At 58.7% G+C, this 23,718-nt stretch carries 22 protein-coding genes; 5 read left to right on the top strand and 17 right to left on the bottom strand.

Annotated features, from left to right (window positions below; translation table 11 throughout):
* Window positions 1–5 precede the first annotated feature (5 nt).
* Both QP968_RS01310 and QP968_RS01305 read left to right on the top strand, forming a co-directional pair.
* Window positions 6–890 (top strand): DUF6263 family protein, encoded by an 885-nt coding sequence (locus QP968_RS01310; protein WP_284854539.1) that lies wholly within the window; start codon window positions 6–8, stop codon window positions 888–890.
* A gap of 6 nt (window positions 891–896) precedes the next feature.
* Window positions 897–2,558 carry an ABC-F family ATP-binding cassette domain-containing protein gene (locus tag QP968_RS01305; protein WP_284854538.1) on the top strand — a complete coding sequence of 554 codons (1,662 nt, stop codon included), beginning with the start codon at window positions 897–899 and terminating at the stop codon, window positions 2,556–2,558.
* Window positions 2,559–2,565: 7 nt separating this feature from the next.
* On the opposite strand, the gene QP968_RS01300 is transcribed toward QP968_RS01305, so the two are convergent.
* Window positions 2,566–3,147, bottom strand: coding sequence for a WKL family lipoprotein (locus tag QP968_RS01300; protein WP_502869980.1), 582 nt, complete (start codon window positions 3,145–3,147; stop codon window positions 2,566–2,568).
* Window positions 3,148–3,211: 64 nt separating this feature from the next.
* On the opposite strand from QP968_RS01300, the gene QP968_RS01295 reads away from it, so the two are divergent.
* Window positions 3,212–4,075, top strand: a complete 864-nt coding sequence (locus tag QP968_RS01295; protein ID WP_284854537.1) for an asparaginase — start codon at window positions 3,212–3,214, stop codon at window positions 4,073–4,075.
* Here QP968_RS01295 and QP968_RS01290 read toward each other — a convergent pair.
* Together QP968_RS01290 and QP968_RS01285 are read right to left on the bottom strand one after the other, a co-directional pair.
* The gene (locus QP968_RS01290) at window positions 4,062–4,895 is read right to left on the bottom strand and encodes a trypsin-like serine protease (RefSeq protein WP_284854536.1); all 834 of its coding nucleotides are present in this window, start codon (window positions 4,893–4,895) and stop codon (window positions 4,062–4,064) included. The two genes, QP968_RS01295 and QP968_RS01290, sit on opposite strands and share 14 nt — an antisense overlap.
* Window positions 4,855–5,739 (bottom strand): DUF418 domain-containing protein, encoded by an 885-nt coding sequence (locus tag QP968_RS01285; protein WP_284854534.1) that lies wholly within the window; start codon window positions 5,737–5,739, stop codon window positions 4,855–4,857. The genes QP968_RS01290 and QP968_RS01285 overlap by 41 nt, the downstream gene beginning before the upstream one ends.
* A 51-nt stretch (window positions 5,740–5,790) precedes the next feature.
* On the opposite strand from QP968_RS01285, the gene QP968_RS01280 reads away from it, so the two are divergent.
* Window positions 5,791–6,459, top strand: a complete 669-nt coding sequence (locus QP968_RS01280) for a response regulator transcription factor (RefSeq protein WP_284854533.1) — start codon at window positions 5,791–5,793, stop codon at window positions 6,457–6,459.
* Entirely contained in the window at window positions 6,456–7,478 is a 1,023-nt protein-coding gene (locus tag QP968_RS01275) for a sensor histidine kinase (protein WP_284854531.1), read from the top strand. Before QP968_RS01280 ends, QP968_RS01275 begins: the two co-directional genes overlap by 4 nt.
* Here QP968_RS01275 and QP968_RS01270 read toward each other — a convergent pair.
* The 14 genes from QP968_RS01270 to mraY all read right to left on the bottom strand — a co-directional run bounded on the left by QP968_RS01270 (window position 7,423) and on the right by mraY (window position 23,707).
* The gene (locus tag QP968_RS01270) at window positions 7,423–8,799 is read right to left on the bottom strand and encodes a DNA polymerase IV (protein WP_284854530.1); all 1,377 of its coding nucleotides are present in this window, start codon (window positions 8,797–8,799) and stop codon (window positions 7,423–7,425) included. The genes QP968_RS01275 and QP968_RS01270 overlap by 56 nt on opposite strands.
* A 4-nt stretch (window positions 8,800–8,803) precedes the next feature.
* Window positions 8,804–11,974, bottom strand: a complete 3,171-nt coding sequence (gene ileS / locus QP968_RS01265) for an isoleucine--tRNA ligase (RefSeq protein ID WP_284854529.1) — start codon at window positions 11,972–11,974, stop codon at window positions 8,804–8,806.
* 227 nt (window positions 11,975–12,201) lie between these two features.
* A complete protein-coding gene (wag31, locus tag QP968_RS01260; protein ID WP_284854528.1) occupies window positions 12,202–13,032 on the bottom strand; it encodes a DivIVA-like cell division protein Wag31 in 831 nt (276 codons plus the stop codon).
* A 140-nt stretch (window positions 13,033–13,172) separates the two neighbouring features.
* Entirely contained in the window at window positions 13,173–13,460 is a 288-nt protein-coding gene (locus tag QP968_RS01255; RefSeq protein ID WP_284854826.1) for a YggT family protein, read from the bottom strand.
* A 17-nt stretch (window positions 13,461–13,477) separates the two neighbouring features.
* Window positions 13,478–13,885: a cell division protein SepF gene (locus QP968_RS01250; protein WP_284854526.1), complete on the bottom strand. Its 408-nt coding sequence runs from the start codon at window positions 13,883–13,885 to the stop codon at window positions 13,478–13,480.
* A 42-nt stretch (window positions 13,886–13,927) separates the two neighbouring features.
* Window positions 13,928–14,620 (bottom strand): YggS family pyridoxal phosphate-dependent enzyme, encoded by a 693-nt coding sequence (locus tag QP968_RS01245; protein WP_284854525.1) that lies wholly within the window; start codon window positions 14,618–14,620, stop codon window positions 13,928–13,930.
* On the bottom strand, window positions 14,620–15,327 hold the full coding sequence (pgeF, locus tag QP968_RS01240; RefSeq protein ID WP_284854524.1) for a peptidoglycan editing factor PgeF: 708 nt from the start codon (window positions 15,325–15,327) through the stop codon (window positions 14,620–14,622). The genes QP968_RS01245 and pgeF overlap by 1 nt, the downstream gene beginning before the upstream one ends.
* Window positions 15,327–16,556 (bottom strand): cell division protein FtsZ, encoded by a 1,230-nt coding sequence (ftsZ, locus tag QP968_RS01235; protein WP_284854523.1) that lies wholly within the window; start codon window positions 16,554–16,556, stop codon window positions 15,327–15,329. The genes pgeF and ftsZ overlap by 1 nt, the downstream gene beginning before the upstream one ends.
* A gap of 140 nt (window positions 16,557–16,696) precedes the next feature.
* Window positions 16,697–17,350: a cell division protein FtsQ/DivIB gene (locus QP968_RS01230; protein WP_284854522.1), complete on the bottom strand. Its 654-nt coding sequence runs from the start codon at window positions 17,348–17,350 to the stop codon at window positions 16,697–16,699.
* Window positions 17,347–18,753, bottom strand: coding sequence for a UDP-N-acetylmuramate--L-alanine ligase (gene murC, locus QP968_RS01225; RefSeq protein ID WP_284854521.1), 1,407 nt, complete (start codon window positions 18,751–18,753; stop codon window positions 17,347–17,349). The genes QP968_RS01230 and murC overlap by 4 nt, the downstream gene beginning before the upstream one ends.
* A complete protein-coding gene (locus tag QP968_RS01220; protein WP_284854520.1) occupies window positions 18,753–19,811 on the bottom strand; it encodes a UDP-N-acetylglucosamine--N-acetylmuramyl-(pentapeptide) pyrophosphoryl-undecaprenol N-acetylglucosamine transferase in 1,059 nt (352 codons plus the stop codon). Before QP968_RS01220 ends, murC begins: the two co-directional genes overlap by 1 nt.
* 17 nt (window positions 19,812–19,828) lie before the next feature.
* The gene (locus QP968_RS01215) at window positions 19,829–21,232 is read right to left on the bottom strand and encodes an FtsW/RodA/SpoVE family cell cycle protein (RefSeq protein WP_284854519.1); all 1,404 of its coding nucleotides are present in this window, start codon (window positions 21,230–21,232) and stop codon (window positions 19,829–19,831) included.
* A gap of 16 nt (window positions 21,233–21,248) precedes the next feature.
* Complete coding sequence (gene murD, locus QP968_RS01210) at window positions 21,249–22,601, bottom strand: UDP-N-acetylmuramoyl-L-alanine--D-glutamate ligase (RefSeq protein ID WP_284854518.1); 1,353 nt, start codon at window positions 22,599–22,601, stop codon at window positions 21,249–21,251.
* On the bottom strand, window positions 22,598–23,707 hold the full coding sequence (gene mraY / locus QP968_RS01205; protein ID WP_284854517.1) for a phospho-N-acetylmuramoyl-pentapeptide-transferase: 1,110 nt from the start codon (window positions 23,705–23,707) through the stop codon (window positions 22,598–22,600). Before mraY ends, murD begins: the two co-directional genes overlap by 4 nt.
* Window positions 23,708–23,718: the final 11 nt, after the last annotated feature.

Here is a 23,718-nt window from a genome sequence, read left to right as displayed (position 1 = left end):
AAGGAGTGAGTTTGCGTAGAATCACCGCCACTCTTCTTGTGGCCAGTGCCCTGACTGTCGCGGGTTGTTCCAGCACGGATCCGATCGAGGAGATCCCGGCTTTTGCCGTGGACAGCCCCGAAGTGTCCCTCATCTCAGCAGGTGAGGGACCCAAGGAACAGCTCGTCTATTCCTTCTCCCCACAAGAATCCGAGATCACTGTGTCCTACGCCGCACACCAAGGTGCCGTGGCAACGGACAAGGTGAGCGTGGATGCCCCCGCTGGCGGCGATGTGGAGCAGGTAACCCTGCCCCTGTCTGTTTCTGTGGTTGACGGCAACGTTGCTGAGTTCACGGTGGGTGAGCCGAAGCATTCCAACCTGGACACCGGTACCGAGGCGCTGACCGCTGAAGGTTTCCGCATGCGCTGGACCACCGATGTGCAGGGACAGATTGAGGACATCAAGCTATTGCCGCCAGAAGGCAGTTCCGATGAGGGGCGCGCCGTCATTGAGCGCGCGCTGCTGCAGATCATTTCCACCAACCCAGTATTCCCCGTGGAACCGGTGGGCGTAGGCGCTCAGTGGACGGTGGAAACGCGGACGCTGGGTGAGACAAACATGCGCCGCACCACCACCTACACGTTGACCTCCCGCGACGGAGACACAGCGGTGTTGGACGTGGAAGTCAACGAGGAGCCGGCGAAGAAAACCCTGGAGCTGGATGGTGAGGATAACCTGACTGCTGAAGAATGGTCCACCACATCACAAGGCACGATCACGGTGAATCTGACCAAACTTCTCCCCATCGCCGGCGAAAACGCTGCCACCACCCGCACTGTTTATGCTGGCCCAAACCCTGATTTCAAGGTGGTCCAAGACATGACCACTGCAACGACGTACAAGAAGTGATCTCACATGCGGCACACCCACATTGGTTTAGACGGAGTTTCCTTTAGCTATCCGGATGGACACCGCGTCCTCACCGACGTCTCCTTTGCGGTTCCTGCCGGATCAGTGACGGGTCTCATCGGGGAGAACGGCGCCGGCAAGTCCACGTTGTTGTCACTCATCAGCGGTGATCTGAAGCCAACCGCCGGCACGATCATCACCCCCGAGTTGACCGGGTTCATTGCCCAAGAAACGTCACTGCCGTTCAGTGCTCCTGCGCAATCGCTTATCGACGAATCCGTGCACGAACTCCGCGGCGTCGAACGCGCTATCACCGAACTGTCGGGACTGATGGCGGAAGATCCAGACAAGTACTCTGACCAGTTCGATGCAGCCTTGGCTCGCGCGGAGAATTCCGGAGTGTGGGAACTCGATGCCCGCATTGCTGCTGTGTTGGCTGGTCTTGGTCTGGCGAACGTTGAGTTGGGCACTCCCCTGGGCGAAATGTCCGGTGGCCAGCGCCGCCGTTTCGCACTCGCAGCACTGCTGCTGCGCCCGGTGGATGCGATGGTGTTAGACGAGCCCACGAACCACCTCGACGATGAAGCGGTGGACTTCCTCATCGAGGAATTGCGCGCTTTCAAGGGGCCTGTGTTGGCCGCATCCCACGACCGCTTCTTCTTGGATAGCGCCTGCGACGGGCTGGTTGACCTCGATCCTGGTTTGGGTGCGGAGGGCGGATTCGGTGAAGAAACCCGCCAGGGTGCTCGCTTCTCCGGATCCTTCTCTGATTACCTGGTTGCTCGTGAAGCCCGACGAAACCGCTGGGCCACCGACTATGCCGCGCAAGAACACGAACGCGCCCGGCTGGAGAAGGCCGCTGCTATCACCGACGAGGACGTGTTCCACTCCTTTGAGAACAAAACCGAAACACGCAAGGCAGCCAAGTTCTATGCCGACCGCGCTGCCAAGACCATCGGTGGCCGCCGCAAGTCCGCGGAGAACCGCCTCGAAGCACTCGAGCGCCGTGAGATTCCCGCCCCTCCAAAGCGGCTGCACTTCCAAGGCCTGCCGAAACACCCGGCTACCTCCCTCGGCGTGCCGGCTGTGGTGGCGAAGGATCTCGCGGTTGAAGATCGGTTAGCACCGCTGACCATCAAGGTGCAGCCCGGCCAGCAACTCCTCGTGGAGGGTCCGAATGGCGCTGGCAAATCCACACTCCTGAAAATTCTGGACGGTGAACTCACCGACTATTCCGGCGAATTGCACATGCCTGAAGAGATGACGGTGGCGCGCCTCGAGCAAGATGACACCTGGACGGATCTCTCAGTAACGGCGCTGGACATGCTCCCGGAGATCGTCGAGATGGGCCTGATGACGCAGGAGCAGGCAGAACAACCGCTGCAGGATCTTTCCCTCGGTCAACGTCGCCGCGTGTCTTTGGGGTTGATCTTGTCCTCGCCGCCGGATCTGCTGCTTCTCGACGAGCCCACGAACCACCTCTCCCTCGCCCTTGCTGAAGAGCTCGAGGAAGCGTTGTTGGACTTCGAAGGCACCGTCGTCATCACGTCCCACGACCGGTGGGTACGCCGCCAATGGCGCAAGCGTATCGCTGAAAAAGATCAACGCGCCACGCTCCTCACTCTGTCCACGTTGTGGACAGAAGAGGTGTGGCGCGAAGATGCCTAGAAGAAAACTAGAGCGCTGGCGCTTGGTCCTCGATCTGGACCTCTTCTTCCGGCGCCTGCTCTGGTGCCTGTTCCGGCGCTTCTGCTTCACACATGGCAGGAACCTGCTCAGGTGCAACGGTGTTGCGGATGAGGGTGCAGGCCCAGGATTGGGAGAGCTTCCAGGTTCCGTCCTCGTAGACGAAGGTAACGTTTTCTGCCGTGGTCGGGCCCTGATCTGGCTGGGTGAAGTTCACGGTAGCGAGCACCTCAGTCGGAGTGTATCCCGGCAAGATTGGCTCCACTACCTGGAAGTCAGCTCCAGATTCATGCTTCGCCTGCGTCATCACATCGAAGATTTCAACCGCGTTCTCGCCCCCCTGAACGGTGCGGGTGCGTTCCTCCATGGGAAGGTCCGGGTTGGTCGCGCGGGCAAGGATCTCATTGAGTTCTGCCGCGGTGGGTGTCTCCGCAACCGGTGCCTGCTCGGCCCCACTATTCGCTGTGGTTCCGGTGGTCCCGTTATCACCTGAGTCGTCGTTCGAGCACGCCGCGAGAGTCACTGCGGCACCGAAGGCGGTCATAATAGCTACAAATTTGCGTGTTTTCACCGTTTTCACGTTACCGGTTTGGTCACGTAGGTCCAACCGGCGCGCCTGTGGCACTCTTGGGAATATGGTGCATGTTTCAGTAATTTCCACTGGTGGGACCATCGCTTGTACTCGCGATGGTGATGGCGGGTTAACGCCAACCCTTTCCGCGACGGACTTGGTGGAGCGCGCGGGCCTTTCAGGTGTCTCGGCGCGTGACATCACTGCGCTCGATTCATCGGCGATGACATTCGCGGATATTGACGCAGTGGTCGCAGCCGTGCAAGAGGAACTGGCAGACCATTCAGGGGTTGTGGTGACACACGGAACTGACTCGCTGGTAGATACCGCATTTGCACTGGATCTCTTCTTCGAACGCCCCATAGTGATCACTGGTGCGATGCGGCCAGCGGACCACAAGGAACCGGATGGTTTTGAGAATCTGCGAACTGCAGTGCAATCGTTGTCTCCCGGCGCGCACGTGGTGTTTGCCGGTGAGGTTTTGTCTGCTCGCGGACTGATCAAGGCAGATACGGGGGCATTGAATCCGTTTGTTCCTACCGGTGATGTTCCGTATTACCCCTACCATCTTCCGCCAGTGTCGTTGGCAGGGCTGAACGTGCCCATCATCACCTGCTATCCCGGGGCGCCGACAAGCATTCTCGACGGGTGTGAGAACGCAGACGGCATCGTTGTGGAAGGACTCGGCGGGGGCAATGTCTCTCCGGAGGTGGGCGAAGCACTGGCAGATCTATCGATGCCGATTGTGCTGTCGACTTCCGTGCCCTTCGGCAAGGTCGATTTCGCCTACGGCGGCCCCGGCGGAGGAAACACCCTGGGAAAGTTCGGGGTGATTCCCTCCGGTTGGCTCCGTGCCGGCCAAGCCCGCATCGCTTTGGCGGTGGCGTTGCGGGCTGGGATCGATCCGGCAGAAGTTATCGGCGCTTGAGCAGAAGTGCCCCGGCACCGATCAGGGCGATCACGCCAAGAACACCAGCGATCCACCAGGTCTTGCTGTCGTTGCTCTCCGTCACCATGTCTGGTTCCGGCTGCTGGATGATGTTGTCGATCCACTCGTACTGAGCTGCCACCGGGGCAACAGCCACCTTCGGAGTGCTGAGCAGTTCCTCTTCGGACGGGTTATCCGGGTCGCTGAACAGGCTCGCGGACATCACTGCGGAGACACGACCGTCCTGGAAGATCGGTCCGCCGGAATCACCGGGCTGGATGCGAGCTTCATCCGCAAGGTCGATGACGGCGGCATTGGGGGCGTCGAAAAGCGCGGGTGCTTCATCGCTTGTCTTGGAGGTACCCTGAGCAATTGGCAGCTGCGTGGAACCACCGGAACCGTCAGAGGACCAGCCGTAGAGGGTGACGTCACCGTCAGCGAGGGTTTCCTTGGACACCTCCGCGTAGTAGTCCAGCTGCATGTCCTGGACGGTGTGAACCAGGCCGATGTCGCCGATCGGTGCCTTCTCCCAGCGGTCAACCTCGTAAACGCGCTGGTCTTCACCCTGCAAGGTGCGGACGCTGCCGCCGGCCTTGTCAAACATTTCCATGCAGTGGCGTGCGGTGAGCACCCAGTGCGGAGCAATCGCGGTGCCGGTGCAGGTGCCGTCTTCTGGCTCATCGTCTTGCATACGCAGCGAGACAACCGTGTTGGCTTCAGCGGTGTTCCCTGCCATGTCCTTGCTCTCCATAGCAAGAGCAAGGGTCGGGTTGAGCAGGCTAGCTGTTGCTACGAGCGCTGCTGTGCGTGCGAGTTTCATATTTCTCCTTAGCGGTTTTAGTAATGCTCGCGACCACGGCTTCGAGCGGGCCGCGTGTGAAGAAGTGCTTCCACGCCACAGCGATGACTGCTGCCACTGCCACCGTGACAACGAAAGACAGATACTCCGAAGTCACGATGTGGAGGCAGTACAGGGTGAGCGTCATCGAGCCCATCGGTTGAAGCACCGGGGACGCCGGGATGATGGAGTACAGCAAGCGGCACACACCGACCACTGCTGCTGACATCCCGATTGAGCCAAGAACATCCATGACTCCTCCCGTGTGGCCATTGGCGTCGAGCCATACCGGCAGCACAACATGCAGGCGGAGGTAGATGTCCGCGATTGCTAACCCCATTCCGATAACCGCAGCGAGACTGAGGTGCTTTACCCGGTTGAACAGCATGCCGGCCACCATGAGGGCGACCCACATGGCCAGTGGATAGGGTGCGCCGAAGATTCCTCCCAGCTGACTCGTCGTCGCGCTGAGAGCAATGGCAGCAATGCCAACAGCGACCAGCCGAGGTGTGCTCCAGGAAGGAATGAAGGCGAGAAGCATCATTGCAAGGCCCAGCGGTAGTAGGACCACTTCGATCGTTCCGGCGAAGGGAACCAGCGCGAAGTGAAGGATGATGAGGATCAGCCCACGCACCAAGAAGGTCACCGGGTGCGGGCGCATCAAGCTCATGGAAATTCCTGCCAGGAACGCAAACAGCGCCGCCGGGAACCCGTAGAGCAGCTGGCCCATAATGCCCAGAGTGTTCGCACCAGTGAATGTGAGGTGCGCGGCCACCATGGCAATGAGCGCGATTGCGCGTGCCACATCAATTCCTACTATCCGCATGCTTCGCACGTTACGGAGAGCGATGTTGCGAGAGCGTTAAGATCATTTTTCATGTCCCCTCATGTACTCATCGTTGAAGACGAGGTTTATCTCGCCGACGCATTGCACACCGCTCTGACCAGGGAGGGAATGCGGGCGGAGGTGCTTTACGACGGCACCGCGGCCGTAGAAAAACTTGAAAGTTCCGGCGGCGGCATCGACGTCGTGGTGCTGGACCGCGACCTGCCAGGCGTGCACGGTGATGAGGTCTGTGCGCGCATCGTGTCCGATTACCCTCACATCCGTGTGCTGATGTTGACGGCGTCTGGCACCCTCGATGATCGGCTGAGTGGGTTTGACTTGGGCGCGGATGACTATCTGCCAAAGCCGTTTGAGCTACCCGAACTCATCGCACGCGTGGCTGCACTGGGTAGGCGGAATTCCCCGAAGCGTGATTCTGTTTTGGTGGCTGGTGATGTCCGGATGGATACCGTGCGACGGCGCGTGATGCGGGGAGAAACAGAGATTGCCCTCAGTCCGAAAGAATTCGCGGTGTTGGAAGTGCTCATGGAAGCCGGTGGCGCGGTGCTCTCAGCGGAGGAACTGTTGGAGCAGGCCTGGGATGAGAATGCAGATCCGTTTACTAATTCACCGCGCGTGACCATTTCTTATCTGCGGAAGAAACTCGGCGAGCCACAAGTAATTTTCACTCGACCTGGTGAGGGGTACTACGTCAAATGAGTCTACGTTCCCGCATCACAGCAATGTTCGTGGCCACTACGGCTTCGGTGGGCCTCGCGCTCATCGCGCTGGTCTACGGCTACCTGAAACTAACGCCGGTCCCCTTCCGTGCTGAGTTCCCGGACTCAGCGGTGATCGACGGTGCGGTGCCGGTCACCAGTGAAATTCTGCGCGCGATGCTGACCGCTTCCTTGGTGAGTCTGCTGGTGTTGACGGTGCTTGCCGGCGTCATCGGATGGTTCGTGGCCGGATGGGTGATCACGCCGCTGTCCTCGATTGCTTCGACTGCGCGCAAAGTGACCGCCGGCGACATGAAGGAGCGCACAGGTTATTCCGGTGCGTCTGATGAGCTCGGGGATGTGTCGAAGGCACTGGACACCATGCTGGATACGCTGGCTGATTCCATCACCGCACAGAAACGTTTCTCCGCGAATGCCTCCCATGAATTGAAAACCCCGATCTCCACTATTCAAACCATCGCGGATGTAGCTTTGTCCGGCAACGATGACAGCGAATTGCGGGAAGCGCTAATACGAATCCGTGAGGTCAATGCCGGTAGCGCGAAGACTGTGACCGCGCTTCTGGACCTCGCCCGTGCAGAAATGCCCACGGTTGATGCGATTGATTTTGGCGCTATTTGTCGTGACTGTGGGATTGATGCGGAGTCAGTCACCGTCACGGGTGATCCGGTGTTGTTGCAGCACGCTGTGTCCAACCTGGTTCGTAATGCGCACACGCACGGGGAGTATGTCGCGGGTGCGCTGAATGTGTGTGATGGGATGGCCACCGTGACGGTGGAGAGTTCCGGGTCAGTATTGACGGCGGAGGATGTGGCCACGTTTGTAGAGCCCTTCACTGGATCTGGTCATGGTTTGGGGCTCACGCTGACGGACAGTATTGCGACGTCACATGGCGGGAAACTAGAGCTGGCCCCGCGGAATGACGGCGGTTTGATCGCTCGTTTTAGCGTTCCAACCAGTCGTCCCACGCCAACGAATCAATCGGGTCGCCCGGCTTAAGGTCCGGATCGTCCACGCGCAGGTTGACCACTTTGCCGGGGCCTGTCGCGCGGGTTTCAAAGCGCACGGTGACAAAGCCGTGGCCCGTGCCCTGGATCCAACCATGGCCGTACTCCGAGTGGATGACATCTTGGGTAGCGCGCCAACCCGATTCTGTCTGTTCTGTCTGTGTCGGTTCAGGTATGGGCGCGACTACATCAGGCAGGTCAGACACACCGGTTTCTTCCGGGATCACTTGGTGGGGTGTGATCTCCTGGTCCAGTTCCGGGAAAAGAGTGTCCTGCATGATGGACTCAAGGCCGGAGAAACTTACTCCTACCAGGCGGATCGGGCCTACTTCATCCGGGTAACGGGCGATTTTGAAAGCGGCTGCGGTGAGAGTGTCTGCATCATCCGTCGCATACGGCAACGTCATAGAACGGGATTCAATCCGGAAGTCAGTCAGTTTGAGTTTGACGGTGACGGTGCGGGCGCCGCGACCGTCGATAAGCAATCGACGATGAGACTCACTCGCCGCGCGCCTGATAGCGGCCTCCACTTCCGCAGTGGTGGTCAGATCAGTCGGATACGTGTGCTCCGCGGAGATTTGCTTGGCTTCCGCACGTGGGGCGACGGGCCGTTCATCAGTACCGCGCGCGAGTTGCCAGAGTTGCTTTGCCACGGCACCCCCAAGCGCAATATCCACCTCTTTCTCCGTGAGTTGTGCGAAGTCCCCAATGGTTTCAACACCCGCGTTGGTGAGTTTCGCGCCCGTGACGGGGCCAACGCCCCACAGTTCATTGACGGGAAGTGGATGCAGAATATCCTTCTGTCGGCTGCGCGGAATAATAAAGACACCGTCCGGTTTAGCCAGGCCAGAGGCAATCTTTGCGTACTGCTTGCCCGTGCCTGCCCCGATGGAACTGGGCAGGCCTGTTTCCTCCCGGATTGCTTCACGGAGCTGATTCGCCCACTGCTCAACATCCTCCGGGGCAGCACCCTGGAGGTGTGCGGGCTCCATGAACGCCTCATCGATGGAGAGCTGCTCCACCACATCAACATGGCGGGCAATGATCTCAAACACCCGGCGCGACGCCGTGGAATACACAGCACGACGCGGGGCGACAAGGACGGCTTTGGAACCTACTAATCTCACCGCCCGATACGTGGGCATCGCGGAACGCGCGCCGTATTTGCGTGCTTCATAGGAAGCACCAGCGACCACTCCCCTGCCCGTCACACCAGCGACGAGCACGGGGCGGCCCTTGAGAGTCGGCCGGGTGAGCTGCTCACAGGACGCGTAGAACGCGTCCATGTCAATGTGCAACACCCAGCGAGACATACCTCTAGTTCTTCTGCACGCTCGCAGTCACACCGTCGACCACGTCGTGGCCAGCGACCGGTTCGGTGACCACTTCGAAGGATGTGGCCAGGGTCTCCGCAGCAATGTGATCGGCGTGAGTGCGTGCCCACTGCTCCTTGTCCGCCGGAACGGACAGGACCACGGAGATGCGGTCGGAGACTTCAAGGCCTTCCTGCTTGCGGGCATCCTGCAGGCCACGGATGACATCCGCTGCCCAACCCTCGGATTCGAGCTCCTCAGTGACGTTGGTGTCCAGGACAACCAGACCCACGGCCTCACCAGCGTCCACGCGGGCGGTGCTATCGGGGTTCTCCGCCACGAGGCGCTCGGTGTAGAGCTCCGGGGTGAGAACAATGTCACCATCGACTACCACGTTGTCGCCCTCACGGACGTAGTTGCCAGCCTTGACGTTCTTGATGGCACGCTGCACGTCCTTGCCCAGGGTTGGTCCAGCGACTTTAGCGTTGACCACAACTTCGAAGGACCCAGCTGCGTCCACATCGGTGGTGAGCTCCACATTCTTCACGTTGACCTCATCACGGATGACGTCCTGGAAGTTCTCCAGGGAGTCCGCATCCGGCAAAGCAACCGTGAGCTGTGGCAACGGAAGACGGTTACGCAGCTTGTTGGACTTACGCACAGACGATGCTGCGGAGCACACCGCGCGGGTGGCGTCCATGGATGCCACCAGAGCATCATCAGCCGGAATGTTCTGTGCCTCCGGGTAGTCCTGCAGGTGCACGCTTCGCCCACCGGTCAGACCACGCCACATCACCTCAGAGATGAATGGCAACAGCGGTGCGGTTGCACGGCACAGGATCTCCAGCACCGTGTACAAGGTGTTGAAGGCCTCCGGGTGCTCGTCCTGGCCAGCCCAGAAACGATCACGGGAGCGGCGCACGTACCAGTTGGTCAGGGTGTCCGCGAACAGTCGAACCTCCTCGCATGCGCCGGAGATGTCCGTGGCATCGAGCGCCTTCTTGATGTTATCCACCATGTCATGCAGCTTGGCCAGGATGTAGCGGTCAAGCACATTCGTGGACTCGGTGGAGAACTCCGCCTCCCTGTCCGCGTACAGCTGCAGGAACGAGTACGCATTCCACAGTGGCAGGATTGCCTGGCGGACACCATCACGGATGCCTTGCTCCGTCACAATGAGGTTGCCACCCCGGAGGATCGGGCTGGACATGAGGAACCAGCGCATCGCATCAGAGCCATCGCGGTCAAAGACCTCATTCACGTTCGGGTAATTGCCCTTGGACTTGGACATCTTCTGGCCGTCCGAGCCCAGCACTATGCCGTGAGCAACAACCTGCTTGTAAGCCACGCGGTCAAACAGGGCGGTTGCCAGCACGTGCTGGACGTAGAACCAACCACGGCTTTGGCCGGAGTACTCCACGATGAAGTCTGCCGGCTGACGAGCATCATGTTCTTCCGCGTTCTCAAACGGGTAGTGGTACTGCGCAAACGGCATGGAGCCGGACTCAAACCAGCAGTCCAGGACATCCGGTACGCGGCGCATCATGGACTGCCCCGTCGGATCATCCGGGTTCGGGCGCACCAGCTCATCGATGTACGGGCGGTGCAAGGATTCAGGGCGAACACCGAAGTCGTTCTCCAGCTCATCGAGGGAGCCATACACATCTACGCGCGGGTACTCCGGGTTGTCAGACACCCATGCCGGAACCGGCGAACCCCAGTAACGGGTACGGGAAATATTCCAATCCCGTGCGCCCTCAAGCCACTTACCAAACTGGCCGTCACGCACGTGGCTAGGAATCCAGTCGATGGTCTGGTTGAGCTCCACCATGCGGTCACGGATGTCCACAACCTTGACAAACCATGCTGGCAGCGCCATGTAGATCAGCGGCTCACCCGAACGCCAGGAGTGCGGGTAGGAGTGAACAATGACCTTGTCCTGCAGGACGCGGTCAGCTGCGCGCAGATCACGGATGATGTCGCGGTTGGCATCGAAGACGAGCTTGCCCTGGTAATCAGGAACGAGGCTGGTGAATTTGCCATCAGCGTCAACGGGGATGACCAGGTCAATGCCGTACTTTTCGCACGTGATCATGTCGTCCTCACCAAAGGCCGGGGCCTGGTGGACGATACCGGTGCCGTCTTCCGTAGACACGTAATCAGCGACCAGGACCATGAACGCGTTCGGCTGATCAGCAAAGTAGTCAAAGACCGGCTTGTAGGTCAGGCCCTCGAGTTCGCTGCCCTGGAAGGTGGACACAACCTCATGCTCACCCAGTTCCTTCGCGTAGGACCCGATGAGGGAAGTGGCGATGAGGAAGCTACGGCCAGCGAAGTCACCGTCCGTGACGCGAAGCAAGGTGTACTCAATCTCCGGACCAACGGCCAGAGCAAGGTTGGATGGCAGGGTCCACGGGGTCGTCGTCCAAGCGAGTGCCTCAGCAGTATGGAGCTCCGGGTGGTTCTCCCACGTCTTTACCGCCGGGAAGCCCTCACGTGCGCCGGTGAGCGGCAACGTCACCGTCACCGTCGGGTCCTGGCGTTCCTTATAGGAATCATCCAGACGCGTCTCCTGATTGGACAACGGAGTGTGCTCAGCCCACGAATACGGCAGCACACGGAAACCCTGGTAGATCAGCCCCTTGTCATAGAGAGTCTTGAACGCCCACATGACGGATTCCATGTACTCGATGTCCATGGTCTTGTAGCCGTTTTCAAAATCAACCCAACGTGCCTGGCGGGTGACATAGTCCTCCCACTCGCCGGCATAGTGCATGACGGACTGGGCACAGTACTCATTGAACTTGGCCAGCCCCATGTCCTGGATCTGAGCCTTGTCGGTGATGCCCAGCTGTTTCTCTGCTTCCAGCTCAGCAGGCAGACCGTGGCAGTCCCAACCAAACACGCGCGGCACATGGTAGCCGGTCATGGTGCGGAAACGCGGAACAATGTCCTTCACGTAGCCCGTCAGAAGGTGGCCGTAGTGCGGCAGACCGTTAGCAAAAGGCGGGCCGTCATTGAAGACGTATTCCTCCTTGCCCTCACGGTTTTTCAGGCTGGCCTGGAACGTATCGTCCTGCTTCCAGTAATCAAGGACGATTTGCTCCATTTCAGGGAACTTCTGCGACCCCCCGGTCATGTCCACTTTCGGGTACACGCGGGCTGTGTTTTCCATGAATCCTCCACTTCAGCCGCGGGGACGCGATCACTCGCGCGGTACCACCCCGCTTGGGGACATAAAAGTCCCCCACTTCATTAGTGGATTTTCCGGTTCTAATGAGCTTGCGCCGTTCTTCCGGAACGCTCCCCGGTGATAGCCGGATCACTGCGTGATAGTTGGACAGTAGACAGTGTAGCGCACAAAAAAATACCCGCCCTTTCGGGCGGGTCAAACACATTGTGTTACTTCTGTTCACCAGACGGTGCGGAAGAACCTCGCGTCTCCAGCTCCTCCAGCTGGGACTCCAGCAGAGTCTTCAGACGGGTGCGGTACTCACGCTCGAAGGTACGCAGCTCAGCGATACGTGCCTCCAAGGCAGACTGCTGCTGCCTCACCGTGGTCATGATTTCGGTGTGCTTGCGCTCAGCGTCAGAGCGCAGCTGTGCCGCCTGTTCTTCGGCCTTACGGATGGAAGCCTCAGCACGGGAGTTAGCCTCGTTCGTGGTCTCCTCAGCCTTGCGCTGTGCCTCAGCCACCAGCTGGTTGGCCTTCTGCTCAGCGTTCTTGGTGGTAACAGTTGCATTCTTCTCTGCTTCTGCTACCTGAGAATTCGCGTCCGTCTGTGCCTGCGCAACCAGGCGACGGGCTTCTTCCTGTGCCTCGTTGGTCAGACGATCAGCGGTCTCCTGCGCCAGACCAAGGACGCGCGCGGCCTGGACGTTGGCGTCACTGGTGTCAGCCTGCGGAGCTGGTGCTGCAGCTGCAGCGACCTTCGGCTGAGCTTCCTTGGCCTTCTTTGCCTCGTTCTCAGCGCGCTCAATGCGGGCCTCATACTCCTTGCGCAGCTTCTCCTCCACCTCACGGCGGATAGCAGCCTCATCTACCTTCTCTGCCGTCGGAGCCCCACCTTCTTCCAGGCGAGCACGAAGTTCATCGTTCTCGTCCTGCAGTTGGGCAAGAGTGTCTTCCACGAGGTCCAGGAACTGATCAACCTCGTCCTCGTTGTAACCGCGCTTGCCAATTGGCGGCTTGCTGAAAGCGACATTGTGCACGTCTGCTGGTGTCAGCGGCATGTGAGTTCCCTTCGGATAGATGTGCTTGAAGCACGTCTTTTCATTGGTAGATGGACGATGGCTACGAAATAGCTAGGTAAATCTTAGCCCACAGCATACTCACCCTCAACGTGAACCCGAGGGTGAATCATCCAAACAGTCTAGATTCCAAAACTGAGACGCACCACGGCACTCAACAGCATCAGTGCGATGAACAGCACAATCACACTGACATCGAGCGCCACCCCGCCCAATGGGAGCGGCGGGATGAAGCGACGAAGGAGTCGGAGTGGCGGGTCCGTGGTGACAAAGAAGAATTCCGCGATAACCATGAACCAGCGTGGCGGAGAAAAATGTTTGGAGAATGACTGGATCATCTCAATGATGAGCCGGACAATCACCATGAAGGTGTACAGCCCAATGAGAGCATAAAGAATAGCGCCGATCATAGTCACGGCAATACACCCTAACGCAGGTGAGCTGCACGCTCCAGCTCACCCACAGTGGTGCGTGCGTTTTCCGGAACGATAGCGAAGACCAGCTGATCATCCCCGGTGCGCGACAGCTTGTGCATCTTGCCGCGTGCCGCGAAGCAAAGGCCTGCAGCAAAGTCGATCAGACGCATCGCGGTCGGACGATCCACAGAAGACAGGTCCATGACCACTGCGTCACCGTCGCGGAACGGCTCGCCGATCTCCTTCGCGTCGTTGTAATCGCGCGGACGGACACTGATGATGGCTGCGGAGTAGTCGCGGGGAGTACGGCTGTAAGAAGTGCCGGCCTCCTCGTATGCTGGGTCGTCGTAGTAGGGGTCGACTGACGGATCGTACTGGCCGAGACCGAAGAATTCCTTCAGGCTGTTGGAGAAAGACATGGGGGTTAGGTCTCCTGTTCGCGGGCGGTTTATGGTTGATTTTTAGAGTACGGGTCGTGTTCCAAGCAGCTTGGTTCCGACACGCACGATGTCAGACCCACACGCAATCGCATCCACAAAATCTGCGGACATGCCGGCGGATAGTTTCATCGTTCGGCCAAGTTCGTTTTCGTAATGCATCGCAATGCTTTTCGACGTCTCAAAGACCGGCACCGGATCCTCGCCGATTGGGGGGACGACCATGAAGCCGTCGATAAGCAGATTCTCTAGCTCCGCGACTTCCTCGATGAGCGCGGGAAGATCTTCCCGTGCGACGCCGCCACGGTTGGCATCATCGTCAAAGGAGAGCTGAATGAGGCATGGCAGCGGTTCGGTGCGCTCCGCATTATCCATGCCACGGTTGAGTGCGCGCGCAAGTTTGATGGAGTCGAGTGAGTGGACGGAACTGGCCCACCGCGTCACAGAATTCGCTTTCTTGGTTTGAATCTGGCCGATCATGGCGATGTCAATGAGGTCGCCCAGCTCTGCTTTCTTCTGCTTCGCTTCTTGTTCGCGGTTCTCCCCCACCATGGTGACACCGAGCTGCGCAAGCAGAGCAATATGTTCCGCGGGATGAAACTTGGTCACCGGCAAAATAGTGACACTGCCGGGTTCGCGGCCAGCCTTCTGCTCGGCTTCACGCACTTCGCGCGTGATGGTGTCCAGGTTGGTTTTCAGTTCCGTTAAACGATCCATTATTTATCCCCTGCCAACCAGACAATGCCTGCCTGGCGGCCAGTTTCTTTCTCGCGCCGGTAGGAGAAAAAAGTGTCATCTGTAATCGTGTCAGCCGGATGCACTTCAACATGCATCACGCCGAGTGACATGAGTTGGTGGATAATCCCCGCGCGAACGTCAATTCCGGGCGTGCCCTTCCTAGTGCGGGTTTTCGAGCCAGGCAGATGTTTCTCCACATCCTCGGCCATCTGCCAGGGCACCTCGTAGGACTCCCCCGCGGCAGCCGGGCCCAACAGCGCGTTGATAGTTCCCGGGGTGGCGCCCAGCTTCACCATTTCTTCGACTGTGTTTTTCACAATGCCGTTGCGCGCACCAATGCGGCCAGCATGTACTGCGGCGATGACCTTTGCGTGCGGATCAGCCAAGAGAACCGGCACGCAGTCCGCGACGAGCACGCACAAAACAAGGTCCTCCGCGGTGGTCACGATGGCATCGGTCGCTGCAACCGGAGCATCTTGTTGCTTATCGACGACGGTTACCGCATTCGTATGCAACTGCTCCATCCACACGAACTGCTCTGGCTTGAGCCCGAACACATCCGCGAGACGTTGGCGGTTCGCTGCGACCGTGGCCGGATCATCCCCAACGTGAGAAGCAAGATTCCCCGCCGCACGGTTAGTAAAAGCCATGCGGACGGGGCGCTTGGAGGTATCAGTGGTGTTCATTAACGCAGGAAGTCTGGGACGTCAAGGTCCTCCACATCACGTCGAGCTGAGCGGTACGGCTCGGAGTCACGGGACTCGCGGGACTCACTCTCCGAGTTGGTGAACAGGCCGCCACGCTTGTCGTCATAACGGTGGCGCGGCGTGTACTCCACTCGCTTGTCCGCAGGATTCTCTTCTGCCTTATCGTCCTCGTCGTCACTATTCAGTTCGGACTTTGGCTCAGCATCAAAGAGGGAGCTGCCCGTGGACGGTGCCGGCGCTTCCTCCTCGGGGCGGGCATTTGCCTTCTCATCGAAACCAGTCGCGATGATGGTCACGCGGACCTCATCACCCAGGTTGTCATCGATGATCGTGCCGAAGATGATGTTGGCGTCATCGTCGGCCTTCTCCTCGACGATAGACGCGGCGTTGTTGACTTCCATGAGGCCCAGGTCCGAACCACCCGCGACAGAAATGAGCACACCCTTGGCGCCCTCCATCGTGGTCTCCAACAGCGGGGAGTTGATGGCCTGCTCAGTAGCAGCCATCACACGGTTATCACCACGTGCGGAGCCAACGCCCATGAGAGCGGAACCAGCATCAGCCATAACAGAGCGGACGTCAGCGAAGTCAACGTTGATCATGCCCGGGATGGTGATGAGGTTGGTGATGCCCTGGACACCGTTGTACAGCACCTCATCCGCAGCGCGGAACGCTTCCATCATGGACAGCTCAGCGTCACCCAGCTGAAGCAGACGGTCATTCGGAATGACGATGACGGTGTCGCAAACTTCCTTCAGGTTCTCAATGCCCTCCAGCGCCTGGCGGGTACGGCGCTTGCCCTCAAAGGAGAACGGACGGGTGACAACACCGATGGTGAGAGCACCCATCTTCTTCGCAATACCAGCAACAACCGGCGCAGCACCCGTACCGGTGCCACCACCTTCGCCAGCGGTGACGAACACCATGTCGGAACCCTTCAGGGACTCTTCAATCTCCTGCTTGTGGTCCTCAGCGGAGGTGCGGCCAACCTCCGGGTTAGCGCCAGCACCAAGGCCACGGGTTGCTTCACGGCCGATATCCAGCTTCGTATCAGCATCAGTGAACAGCAGTGCCTGGGAATCAGTGTTGATAGCTACAAACTCAACACCCTTCAGGCCCTCCTCGATCATGCGGTTAACAGCGTTGACGCCACCGCCACCGACACCGACGACGCGGATCATGGCGAGGTAATTGCTAGGAGAGGTCATGGATGGGGCTCGCCTTTCAGGGTTCTTTCTCAAAAATTCGGACAACGCCTCCCATCATGACCAACCGAATGCAAAATTCGGCGAATTTTTCCGGCGTGTCGGTACCCTCAACCTCTACTTTAGGGTTTGTGACCTGGGGTTTAGCGGACAGTGACCAACTGAGGGTTCGTAATGTTGAACTCTGTCCCTTCGCGTTGCAGCACAGTGTCAAGCGCCAGGGACTTATTCCGGTTGTCTTCGGACGCACCCCACGTGACAGTCCGGCGTTCCTTCACGTGCAGCACGTAATCATGTTTCCCACGCGCTTCGATCGACTCGACGTTGTCTCGCGCCTGATCACTCAGTACACCAGCGATGTCAACCGCCCCTTTACGCACCGATTCATCAGTGCCGGCAGCGCCTGTTAGTTCCACTGCATTTTCCGGTGGGACATCCACTGCAAACTCACGGCCTTCCGCATCGAGCAAATGCGATCCGTCTGGCTGGTTGAAAAACGCCACTGCGTCATTCTCCGTCACCGTCAGCTTGATCGTGGATGGCCAGCCTCGGGATGCGGTAGCAGATTTCACCCAAGGCAAGGAGACAACGCCCGCTGCGGCGTCCCGAAGTTTCACCTGGGCAAGTGGAGTTCCTGATTGAACACCAGAGGCAGCAACAGCATCCTCCTCGCTGATGTGAATGTTGCCTTCGACCTCAATGTGCTTCACCGACATGAGCGGGGTGAAATACACCACCGACCACAGCACCGCGAGCGTGATGAAGACCGCAGCGCTGATTGCTACTACGCGTTTCACTGTTCTGCCTCCGCGAGGGCAGCCAGAAGTGGCTCTGCGAGCATAGTTACGCTGCCAGCACCCATGGTGATCACCACATCACCAGGGCGAGTCACCTGCGCAACCGATATCGGTGCGTGGGAAAAGTCCGGATCATAGATAGCCTCAATGCTCATTTTGTCGGTGATGATGCGGGAATCAACACCTTCCACTGGAGTTTCGCGGGCACCAAAAATATCAAGGACAACCGCCGCATCAGCGAGCGAAAGCGCATCAGCGAATTCCTGTGCAAAATTGATAGTCCGCGAGTACAAGTGCGGCTGGAAACACACCACAACGCGGTCATGTGCAGCCTTCGCTGCAGAGAGCACCGCGGCGACTTCTGTTGGGTGGTGCGCATAATCGTCATAAACACGCGTGCCACTAGGCAGTTCACCCCGGAACTCAAAACGACGACGCACGCCGGTGAAACCAGACAACCCCTCAGCTAGCTTGACTGGATCCGCTCCAGCAATGCTTCCTGCCAACAGTGCAGCGGCTGAATTGAGCACCATATGGCGCCCCGGAATCGATAGCGAGTACTCGAAAAGAGTGCCGTTCAGCTCCACAGTGACAAACGTCGTGGTGCTTTCCAAGCGCTCACTGGTCACACGAGCATGGTTAGGAATCCGTGGGTGCGTGACCGTGCCATACCCAACAACGTTGATCCCGCGCTCGAGTGCACGCTCACCGCATTGTGCCGTCGCCTCATCATCCAGACACACAACGAGGGTTCCGGTCTCAGTGATGCGGTCGGCGAAATCATCAAAAACCTGAAAGTAGGACGCCTCATCGCCGAAGTAGTCCAAGTGATCCGGTTCAATGTTGGTGATCACGGCGATGTCCGGCGTGTAGCGCAGCAGCGACGCATCTGATTCATCTGCTTCAGCCACGAAAACACTGCCGCTGCCGTGGTGAGCATTCGTACCGGCGCGATTGAGCTGCCCACCAATGGCGAAGGACGGGTCCTCCCCTGCCGCCTGCAAAGCAACAACCGCCATAGAGGTAGTAGAGGTCTTTCCGTGCGTGCCCGCGAAGAGCATCTGGGTGTAGCCCTCCATGAGCTTCCCCAGAAGATCTGAGCGACGAATCACCGGAATCCCTAGCTCAGCTGCTTTGACAAGTTCCGGATTGTCTTTCGGAATGGCAGCAAAACTGGTCACCACAACGGTGGGCGGATCCCCTGCGAGATTCAAGTTCTGTTCATCATGGCCCACGGCGATCAGCGCCCCTTGGGTGCGTAGTGCGCGTACCGGGCGTGAGTCCTTCACATCAGAACCCGTGACCACGCTTCCGCGATCAAGGAGGATGCGGGCCACGCCGGACATGCCAGCGCCACCGATACCAATCAAATGGACGCGCGAAAGATCAACTGGGTCGCTCACTACGAATCCTTTCCCATGATGCGGCGGGCAATAGCTTGCGCCGCATTGCCAGCTTGTGTGCCGGAAAGTGCTTGCTTCATTTCTTCGCCCTTGCCACCAAGAATCTCCGTGACCGCGGCGACGAGAGCATCGGGGGTGAGCACGGCGTCGTCGATACGCATAGCAGCGCCTGCTTCGACAAGGTGCGCAGAATTCAGGCCTTGCTCACCATTGCCATGCGGCAACGGAATGTAAATCGCAGGCACGCCAGCAGCGGAATTCTCTGCGACGGTCATGGCACCAGAGCGACAAATAACCACATCGGTCACCGCATACGCAGCTTCCATATCTTCGATGTACGGCACCGCGGTGTAGCCCTTGTGTGGTTCCGGTGCATCATTCTTGCGGCCATACGCATGAAGCACCTGATATCCGGCTGCGGTGAGTCGGCCGACGGCACCGGAGAGCGCCTCATTAATACTGCGGGCCCCTTGGGAACCACCGGTGACCAACACCGTTGGCTTGTGCGGATCAAGGTTCCACGTCTTGTAGCCCCGCTCCGCCTTCACACCATCTGCATCCTTGCCCACACCGGGACGAACAGGAACGCCAACGACCTGGCCAGGCATACCGGAATTGGGCACCGCGTTGAAGCCCACTCCGCCAAGACGGATACCCAACTTGTTGGCCATGCCGGCTAACGCGTTGGTTTCCAGAACATAAAAAGGAATACCTAGGGACTTCGCTGCCAGGTAGGCAGAAGCAGAAACATAGCCGCCGGTACCAAAGACCGCATTGGCCTGACGTTGCTTCAGCGCCTTACGAGTTTGATTCACCGACTTCACTAGCTTGGCTGGAACACCAAGAAGCTTGAGGGGTTGCTCCCGTGGAATAGGCACCGGGTCCACTAGATCAAGCTCAAAACCACGGGCGGGGATAATGGATGTTTCCAATCCCTTCTCTGTGCCTAGAGCAGTGACGGAAGCACCGAACTCATCACGCAGCACCTCTGCCACAGCGAGTGCCGGTTCGATGTGCCCAGCTGTCCCACCACCAGCAACAACAACGTTGAAAGACACGTTTCTCCTCTACGTAGCTAGCTTGCGCGTCGGGTGTCAGTGTATTGCGTACGGCGGCGAGCGGTGACTGGGGTCGGCACTGGAGCTTCACGGACACGGCGCGGTGCTTGACGCGGGCCTCGGCGCACAGCAGGACGTGGCGCCTTGGGCTCCGCGAGGAAGAACATACGGTCAAACAGCGGGCGACCGTAGTTCTGCATGAAGGACACTGCATCCGGCTCATGGCGCGCCACAGATGCCACCAAGCCCATCGCACCAAGGGTAATCACGGCCGAGGTACCACCGGCTGAAATCATCGGCAGCTGAATACCAGTCACTGGCAGCAAACCGATGACATACCCGATGTTGATGAACGCCTGCGAGACGATACCGGTGGTGATGGCCGCAGCCAGCAGAGCCTGGAACTGATTTTGTGCTCGGCGTGCCGTGCGCAAGCCAAAGAACAAGAGAAGGGCAAACAGGATGATAACGAGTGCACCGCCCCACAAGCCGAGCTCTTCGCCGATAACCGCAAAAATGAAGTCGTTCTTTGCCTCCGGCAGGTAGAACCACTTCGCACGGGACTGGCCCAGACCGACACCAAAGAAAGAACCATCAGCCAGGGAAAGGAAACCTTGGTAGGACTGGAAAGCCGAACCGCGTGTGTCCTCAAAGTGTCCAAAGAGAGCATCAACGTACACCCGCAGACGGTCCGAACGGTAGCCACCGGCAGCCATCAAGGGAATGAGCAACGCCACGCCAAAACCTGCGACGATACCAATGAACTTCCACGTCACACCAGCAAACAGCAGGATGAATGCGACCACGATGGCAAAAGACACCATCATGCCCAGATCACCTTGGGCACCAATAAGGCCCATGCAGACAATGGACACACCAATGAATGGCGCAAACCCATTGGTCAGCTGGAGCATCTGCCGCGGGTTCTTGTTTGCCAGGATGGACGCGCCCCAGACACAGATGGCCACGCGGGCGATCTCAGAAGGCTGCAGCTGAAGACCAGCGATGTAGATCCACGACTGGGAGCCCACTTCATCACGGCCAGTACCAATACCTGGGATAAGCACGAGGATGAGTAGGAGGATGGACACGCCCATGAATGCCGCAGCGAAGTTACGGATTTTTTCGGGCGAAATTTGCAGGGCAACCCAAAAAGCAAATAGGCCCATTCCAACAACGATGGCTTGCTTGAGGGGCTGAGCCCACACTGATTCATCGTTAAACGCCGACCAAGTCATCGATGAACTGGTCACCATGACAACGCCTAGACCGGCGAGAACAAGGACGATGGTGCGCACCATCGTGTAATCAATGAGGGGGCGCGAGTCCATCCACGCGTTAAGGCGTGACAGAGCGCGGGCCATGCCCGAGGAGTACTGGTTCCGTGTAGCGCGTGTGGCTGATGTGGCTGTCGTGGTCATCGTTGCCTACTTTGCCCTATTGTTTCGCTTTTTCCTTTGTGGCGCGCGCAGCATCTGCAAATAGATTTCCGCGTTGTGCCATACCGGTGTACATATCCAAGCTTGCGGCAGCCGGTGCAAGGATCACCGCATCTCCCGGACGAGCATGCGTGGCGGCGAAATCCACCACCTGCTCCATCGCTTCAACTGGATCAATCGAATCGGTGTAGAAGGTAGGCACATCCGGGGCGTATGACTCCACAGCCTCTTTGATTGCTGGGCCATCAACGCCCAACAAGGCGACCGCACGAAACTTCGCGCCGTGGTCCTTGATGAGGTCGGAGATATCTGCCCCCTTCAATTGTCCACCAGCAACCCACACAATCTTCGAGGTCGTGCCCTTCAACGCGGAATCAGCCGCGTGCGGGTTGGTTGCCTTGGAGTTGTCGATCCAGACGATGTTGTTGTCGCTGTCTTCGAGCACCACAGCACCGCGGTGGCCTGCTACCTCGTAGGAATGCAGCGCCCGGTCAATCTGTTCCGGGGTGGCACCACGGGTAATCGCGATCGCAGATGCAGCAAGAGCGTCGAGCACCCCGGCACGTCCAGGAGGTTCAATCCCCTCAATAGCAGTGATCTTCACTGGCGTATCACCGATGCGGGAGACAATATTCCCGTCAATAATGCCTACTTGCCCTGCCTGTGGTTCATTCACCGTAAACCCAATGGCATGAGCTGGCGCATAGTCCCGCACGTGCTCGTCGTCAATCCCGGCAACTGCCGTGGATGCAGCGAAGACCTTCGCCTTCGCCTCAGCGTAGGCCTCAAAAGAGCCGTGCCAATCGATGTGATCATCCGCCAAATTGAGCAGCACAGCAGCATCCGGTGTGAGGCGGTCGGACCAGTGCAGTTGGAAGCTGGACAGCTCTGCGACGAGGACGTCCGCCCGCTTCTCACTGATCAAAGCATCGCCCACGGCGACACCAATATTGCCGCACGCAACGGCATCCTTGCCCGTGTAGTGCGAAGCCTCCTGCATGATTGCAGCCAACATGCCGGTCGTGGTGGTTTTACCATTCGTGCCGGTGACTACCAACCAATCACGGGGCGGGCCAAAAACCCCTTGTTGGTCTAGCCGGTAGCAAAGCTCAACGTCACCGATGACCTCGCAGCCAGCCTCCTTAGCTGCAACAAGCAACGGTGAATCCGGACGCCACCCAGGGGATGTCACCACCGTGGCGTAATCCGCAAAAGAAATCTCGTTGGAACGCAGCGTGCCCGTTTTAGCCGGATCATCATCAACGATGTCAAAAGACAGCCCTGCTTCTTGGAGCAAATGTGTGGCGCCTTGGCCGGAAACACCAACGCCGGCAATGAGGTAGCGCGTCATGCCAAGCTCACTCCCGTAGCAGAAAGCCAATCACCGTAGAAGATAGCCAGACCAAGGGCAACAGCAATGCCACAGATGAGCCAGAAACGAACCACCACCGTGGTCTCTGCCCACCCGCCGTTTTCAAAGTGGTGGTGGAACGGGGCCATGCGGAAGACGCGCTTGCCGGTCGTCTTGAAAGACGCCACCTGGATGACCACGGACGCGGCCTCCATGACAAAGAGCGCACCAACAATGACCATGAGCACCTCAGTGCGGCTGGTGATGGACACGCCAGCAACCAGACCACCCAGCGCCAAAGAACCGGTATCACCCATGAAGATCTTGGCTGGCGCAGCGTTCCACCACAAGAAACCAACGCAGGCGCCAAGACCAGCCGCGCACAGAACAGCCAGATCAAGCGGATCACGGACGTCGTAGCAGCCGGGGCCAGGGGTAATAGAGCAAGAATTCCTGAACTGCCAGAACGTCATGATCATGTACCCGAACATCACCAGCGCGGTGGAACCAGCAGCCAAGCCATCCAGCCCATCGGTGAGGTTCACGGCATTGGACCATGCGGCGATGAGGAAGTAGATGAAGATGAGGAACAAGATGGTGCCCACCACTGCCCCACCGACGGCAATATCAAACGTCTCAATGTCCCGGATGAAGCTCACGTGGGTAGAACCTGGTGTCAGGCCTTGTTCGTCTGGGAACTGAAGTAGCAGGAAACCAAACAACAGGGCGACAGCGAGCTGGCCAACCAGCTTTGCCGTCTTGTTCAAACCGAGGTTGCGGTTGAAAAAGAGTTTGATGCCGTCATCGGCAAAGCCCAACAAGCCAAGAGCCACGGTGAGCCCCAAGACAAGCAAACCCGACGCGGTAAACCCGCCGTGCCCCGTGGCCATGCCCCAAAAGCCGACGGCGAGGTAAGCAACCACGATGCCCAACAAAATGGCAATGCCACCCATCGTCGGAGTGCCGCGTTTGCGGATGTGTGATTTCGGGCCATCCTCACGGATCTCCTGGCCCTTGCCTGCTGAAGTGAAGTAACGGATCAGCAGCGGTGTAGTGAAGATCGCTACTAGGAAGCTAATCAGCCCCGACATAATGATCTGGGTCATGGTGATTACCT

Origin of the sequence: Corynebacterium sp. MSK041 (assembly GCF_030232265.1) — a bacterium.
Classification (GTDB): domain Bacteria; phylum Actinomycetota; class Actinomycetes; order Mycobacteriales; family Mycobacteriaceae; genus Corynebacterium.
Note: the sequence above shows the minus strand (reverse complement) of the source record. Positions and strands in the feature narration are given on the sequence as shown.

Excerpts from the sequence above, each read along its gene's own strand:
- ileS (WP_284854529.1), bottom strand. The coding sequence starts at position 11,974 with ATGGAAAACACAGCCCGCGTGTACCCGAAAGTGGACATGACCGGGGGG.
- QP968_RS01245 (WP_284854525.1), bottom strand. The coding sequence starts at position 14,620 with ATGGATCGTTTAACGGAACTGAAAACCAACCTGGACACCATCACGCGC.
- QP968_RS01270 (WP_284854530.1), bottom strand. The coding sequence starts at position 8,799 with ATGTCTCGCTGGGTGTTGCACATTGACATGGACGCGTTCTACGCGTCC.
- QP968_RS01280 (WP_284854533.1), top strand. The coding sequence starts at position 5,791 with ATGTCCCCTCATGTACTCATCGTTGAAGACGAGGTTTATCTCGCCGAC.
- QP968_RS01250 (WP_284854526.1), bottom strand. The coding sequence starts at position 13,885 with ATGTCTTTCTCCAACAGCCTGAAGGAATTCTTCGGTCTCGGCCAGTAC.
- pgeF (WP_284854524.1), bottom strand. The coding sequence starts at position 15,327 with ATGAACACCACTGATACCTCCAAGCGCCCCGTCCGCATGGCTTTTACT.
- murD (WP_284854518.1), bottom strand. The coding sequence starts at position 22,601 with ATGACGCGCTACCTCATTGCCGGCGTTGGTGTTTCCGGCCAAGGCGCC.
- wag31 (WP_284854528.1), bottom strand. The coding sequence starts at position 13,032 with ATGCCGCTGACACCAGCAGACGTGCACAATGTCGCTTTCAGCAAGCCG.
- ftsZ (WP_284854523.1), bottom strand. The coding sequence starts at position 16,556 with ATGACCTCTCCTAGCAATTACCTCGCCATGATCCGCGTCGTCGGTGTC.
- mraY (WP_284854517.1), bottom strand. The coding sequence starts at position 23,707 with ATGACCCAGATCATTATGTCGGGGCTGATTAGCTTCCTAGTAGCGATC.
- QP968_RS01285 (WP_284854534.1), bottom strand. The coding sequence starts at position 5,739 with ATGCGGATAGTAGGAATTGATGTGGCACGCGCAATCGCGCTCATTGCC.
- QP968_RS01215 (WP_284854519.1), bottom strand. The coding sequence starts at position 21,232 with ATGACCACGACAGCCACATCAGCCACACGCGCTACACGGAACCAGTAC.
- QP968_RS01290 (WP_284854536.1), bottom strand. The coding sequence starts at position 4,895 with ATGAAACTCGCACGCACAGCAGCGCTCGTAGCAACAGCTAGCCTGCTC.
- QP968_RS01275 (WP_284854531.1), top strand. The coding sequence starts at position 6,456 with ATGAGTCTACGTTCCCGCATCACAGCAATGTTCGTGGCCACTACGGCT.
- QP968_RS01255 (WP_284854826.1), bottom strand. The coding sequence starts at position 13,460 with ATGATCGGCGCTATTCTTTATGCTCTCATTGGGCTGTACACCTTCATG.
- QP968_RS01295 (WP_284854537.1), top strand. The coding sequence starts at position 3,212 with ATGGTGCATGTTTCAGTAATTTCCACTGGTGGGACCATCGCTTGTACT.
- QP968_RS01305 (WP_284854538.1), top strand. The coding sequence starts at position 897 with ATGCGGCACACCCACATTGGTTTAGACGGAGTTTCCTTTAGCTATCCG.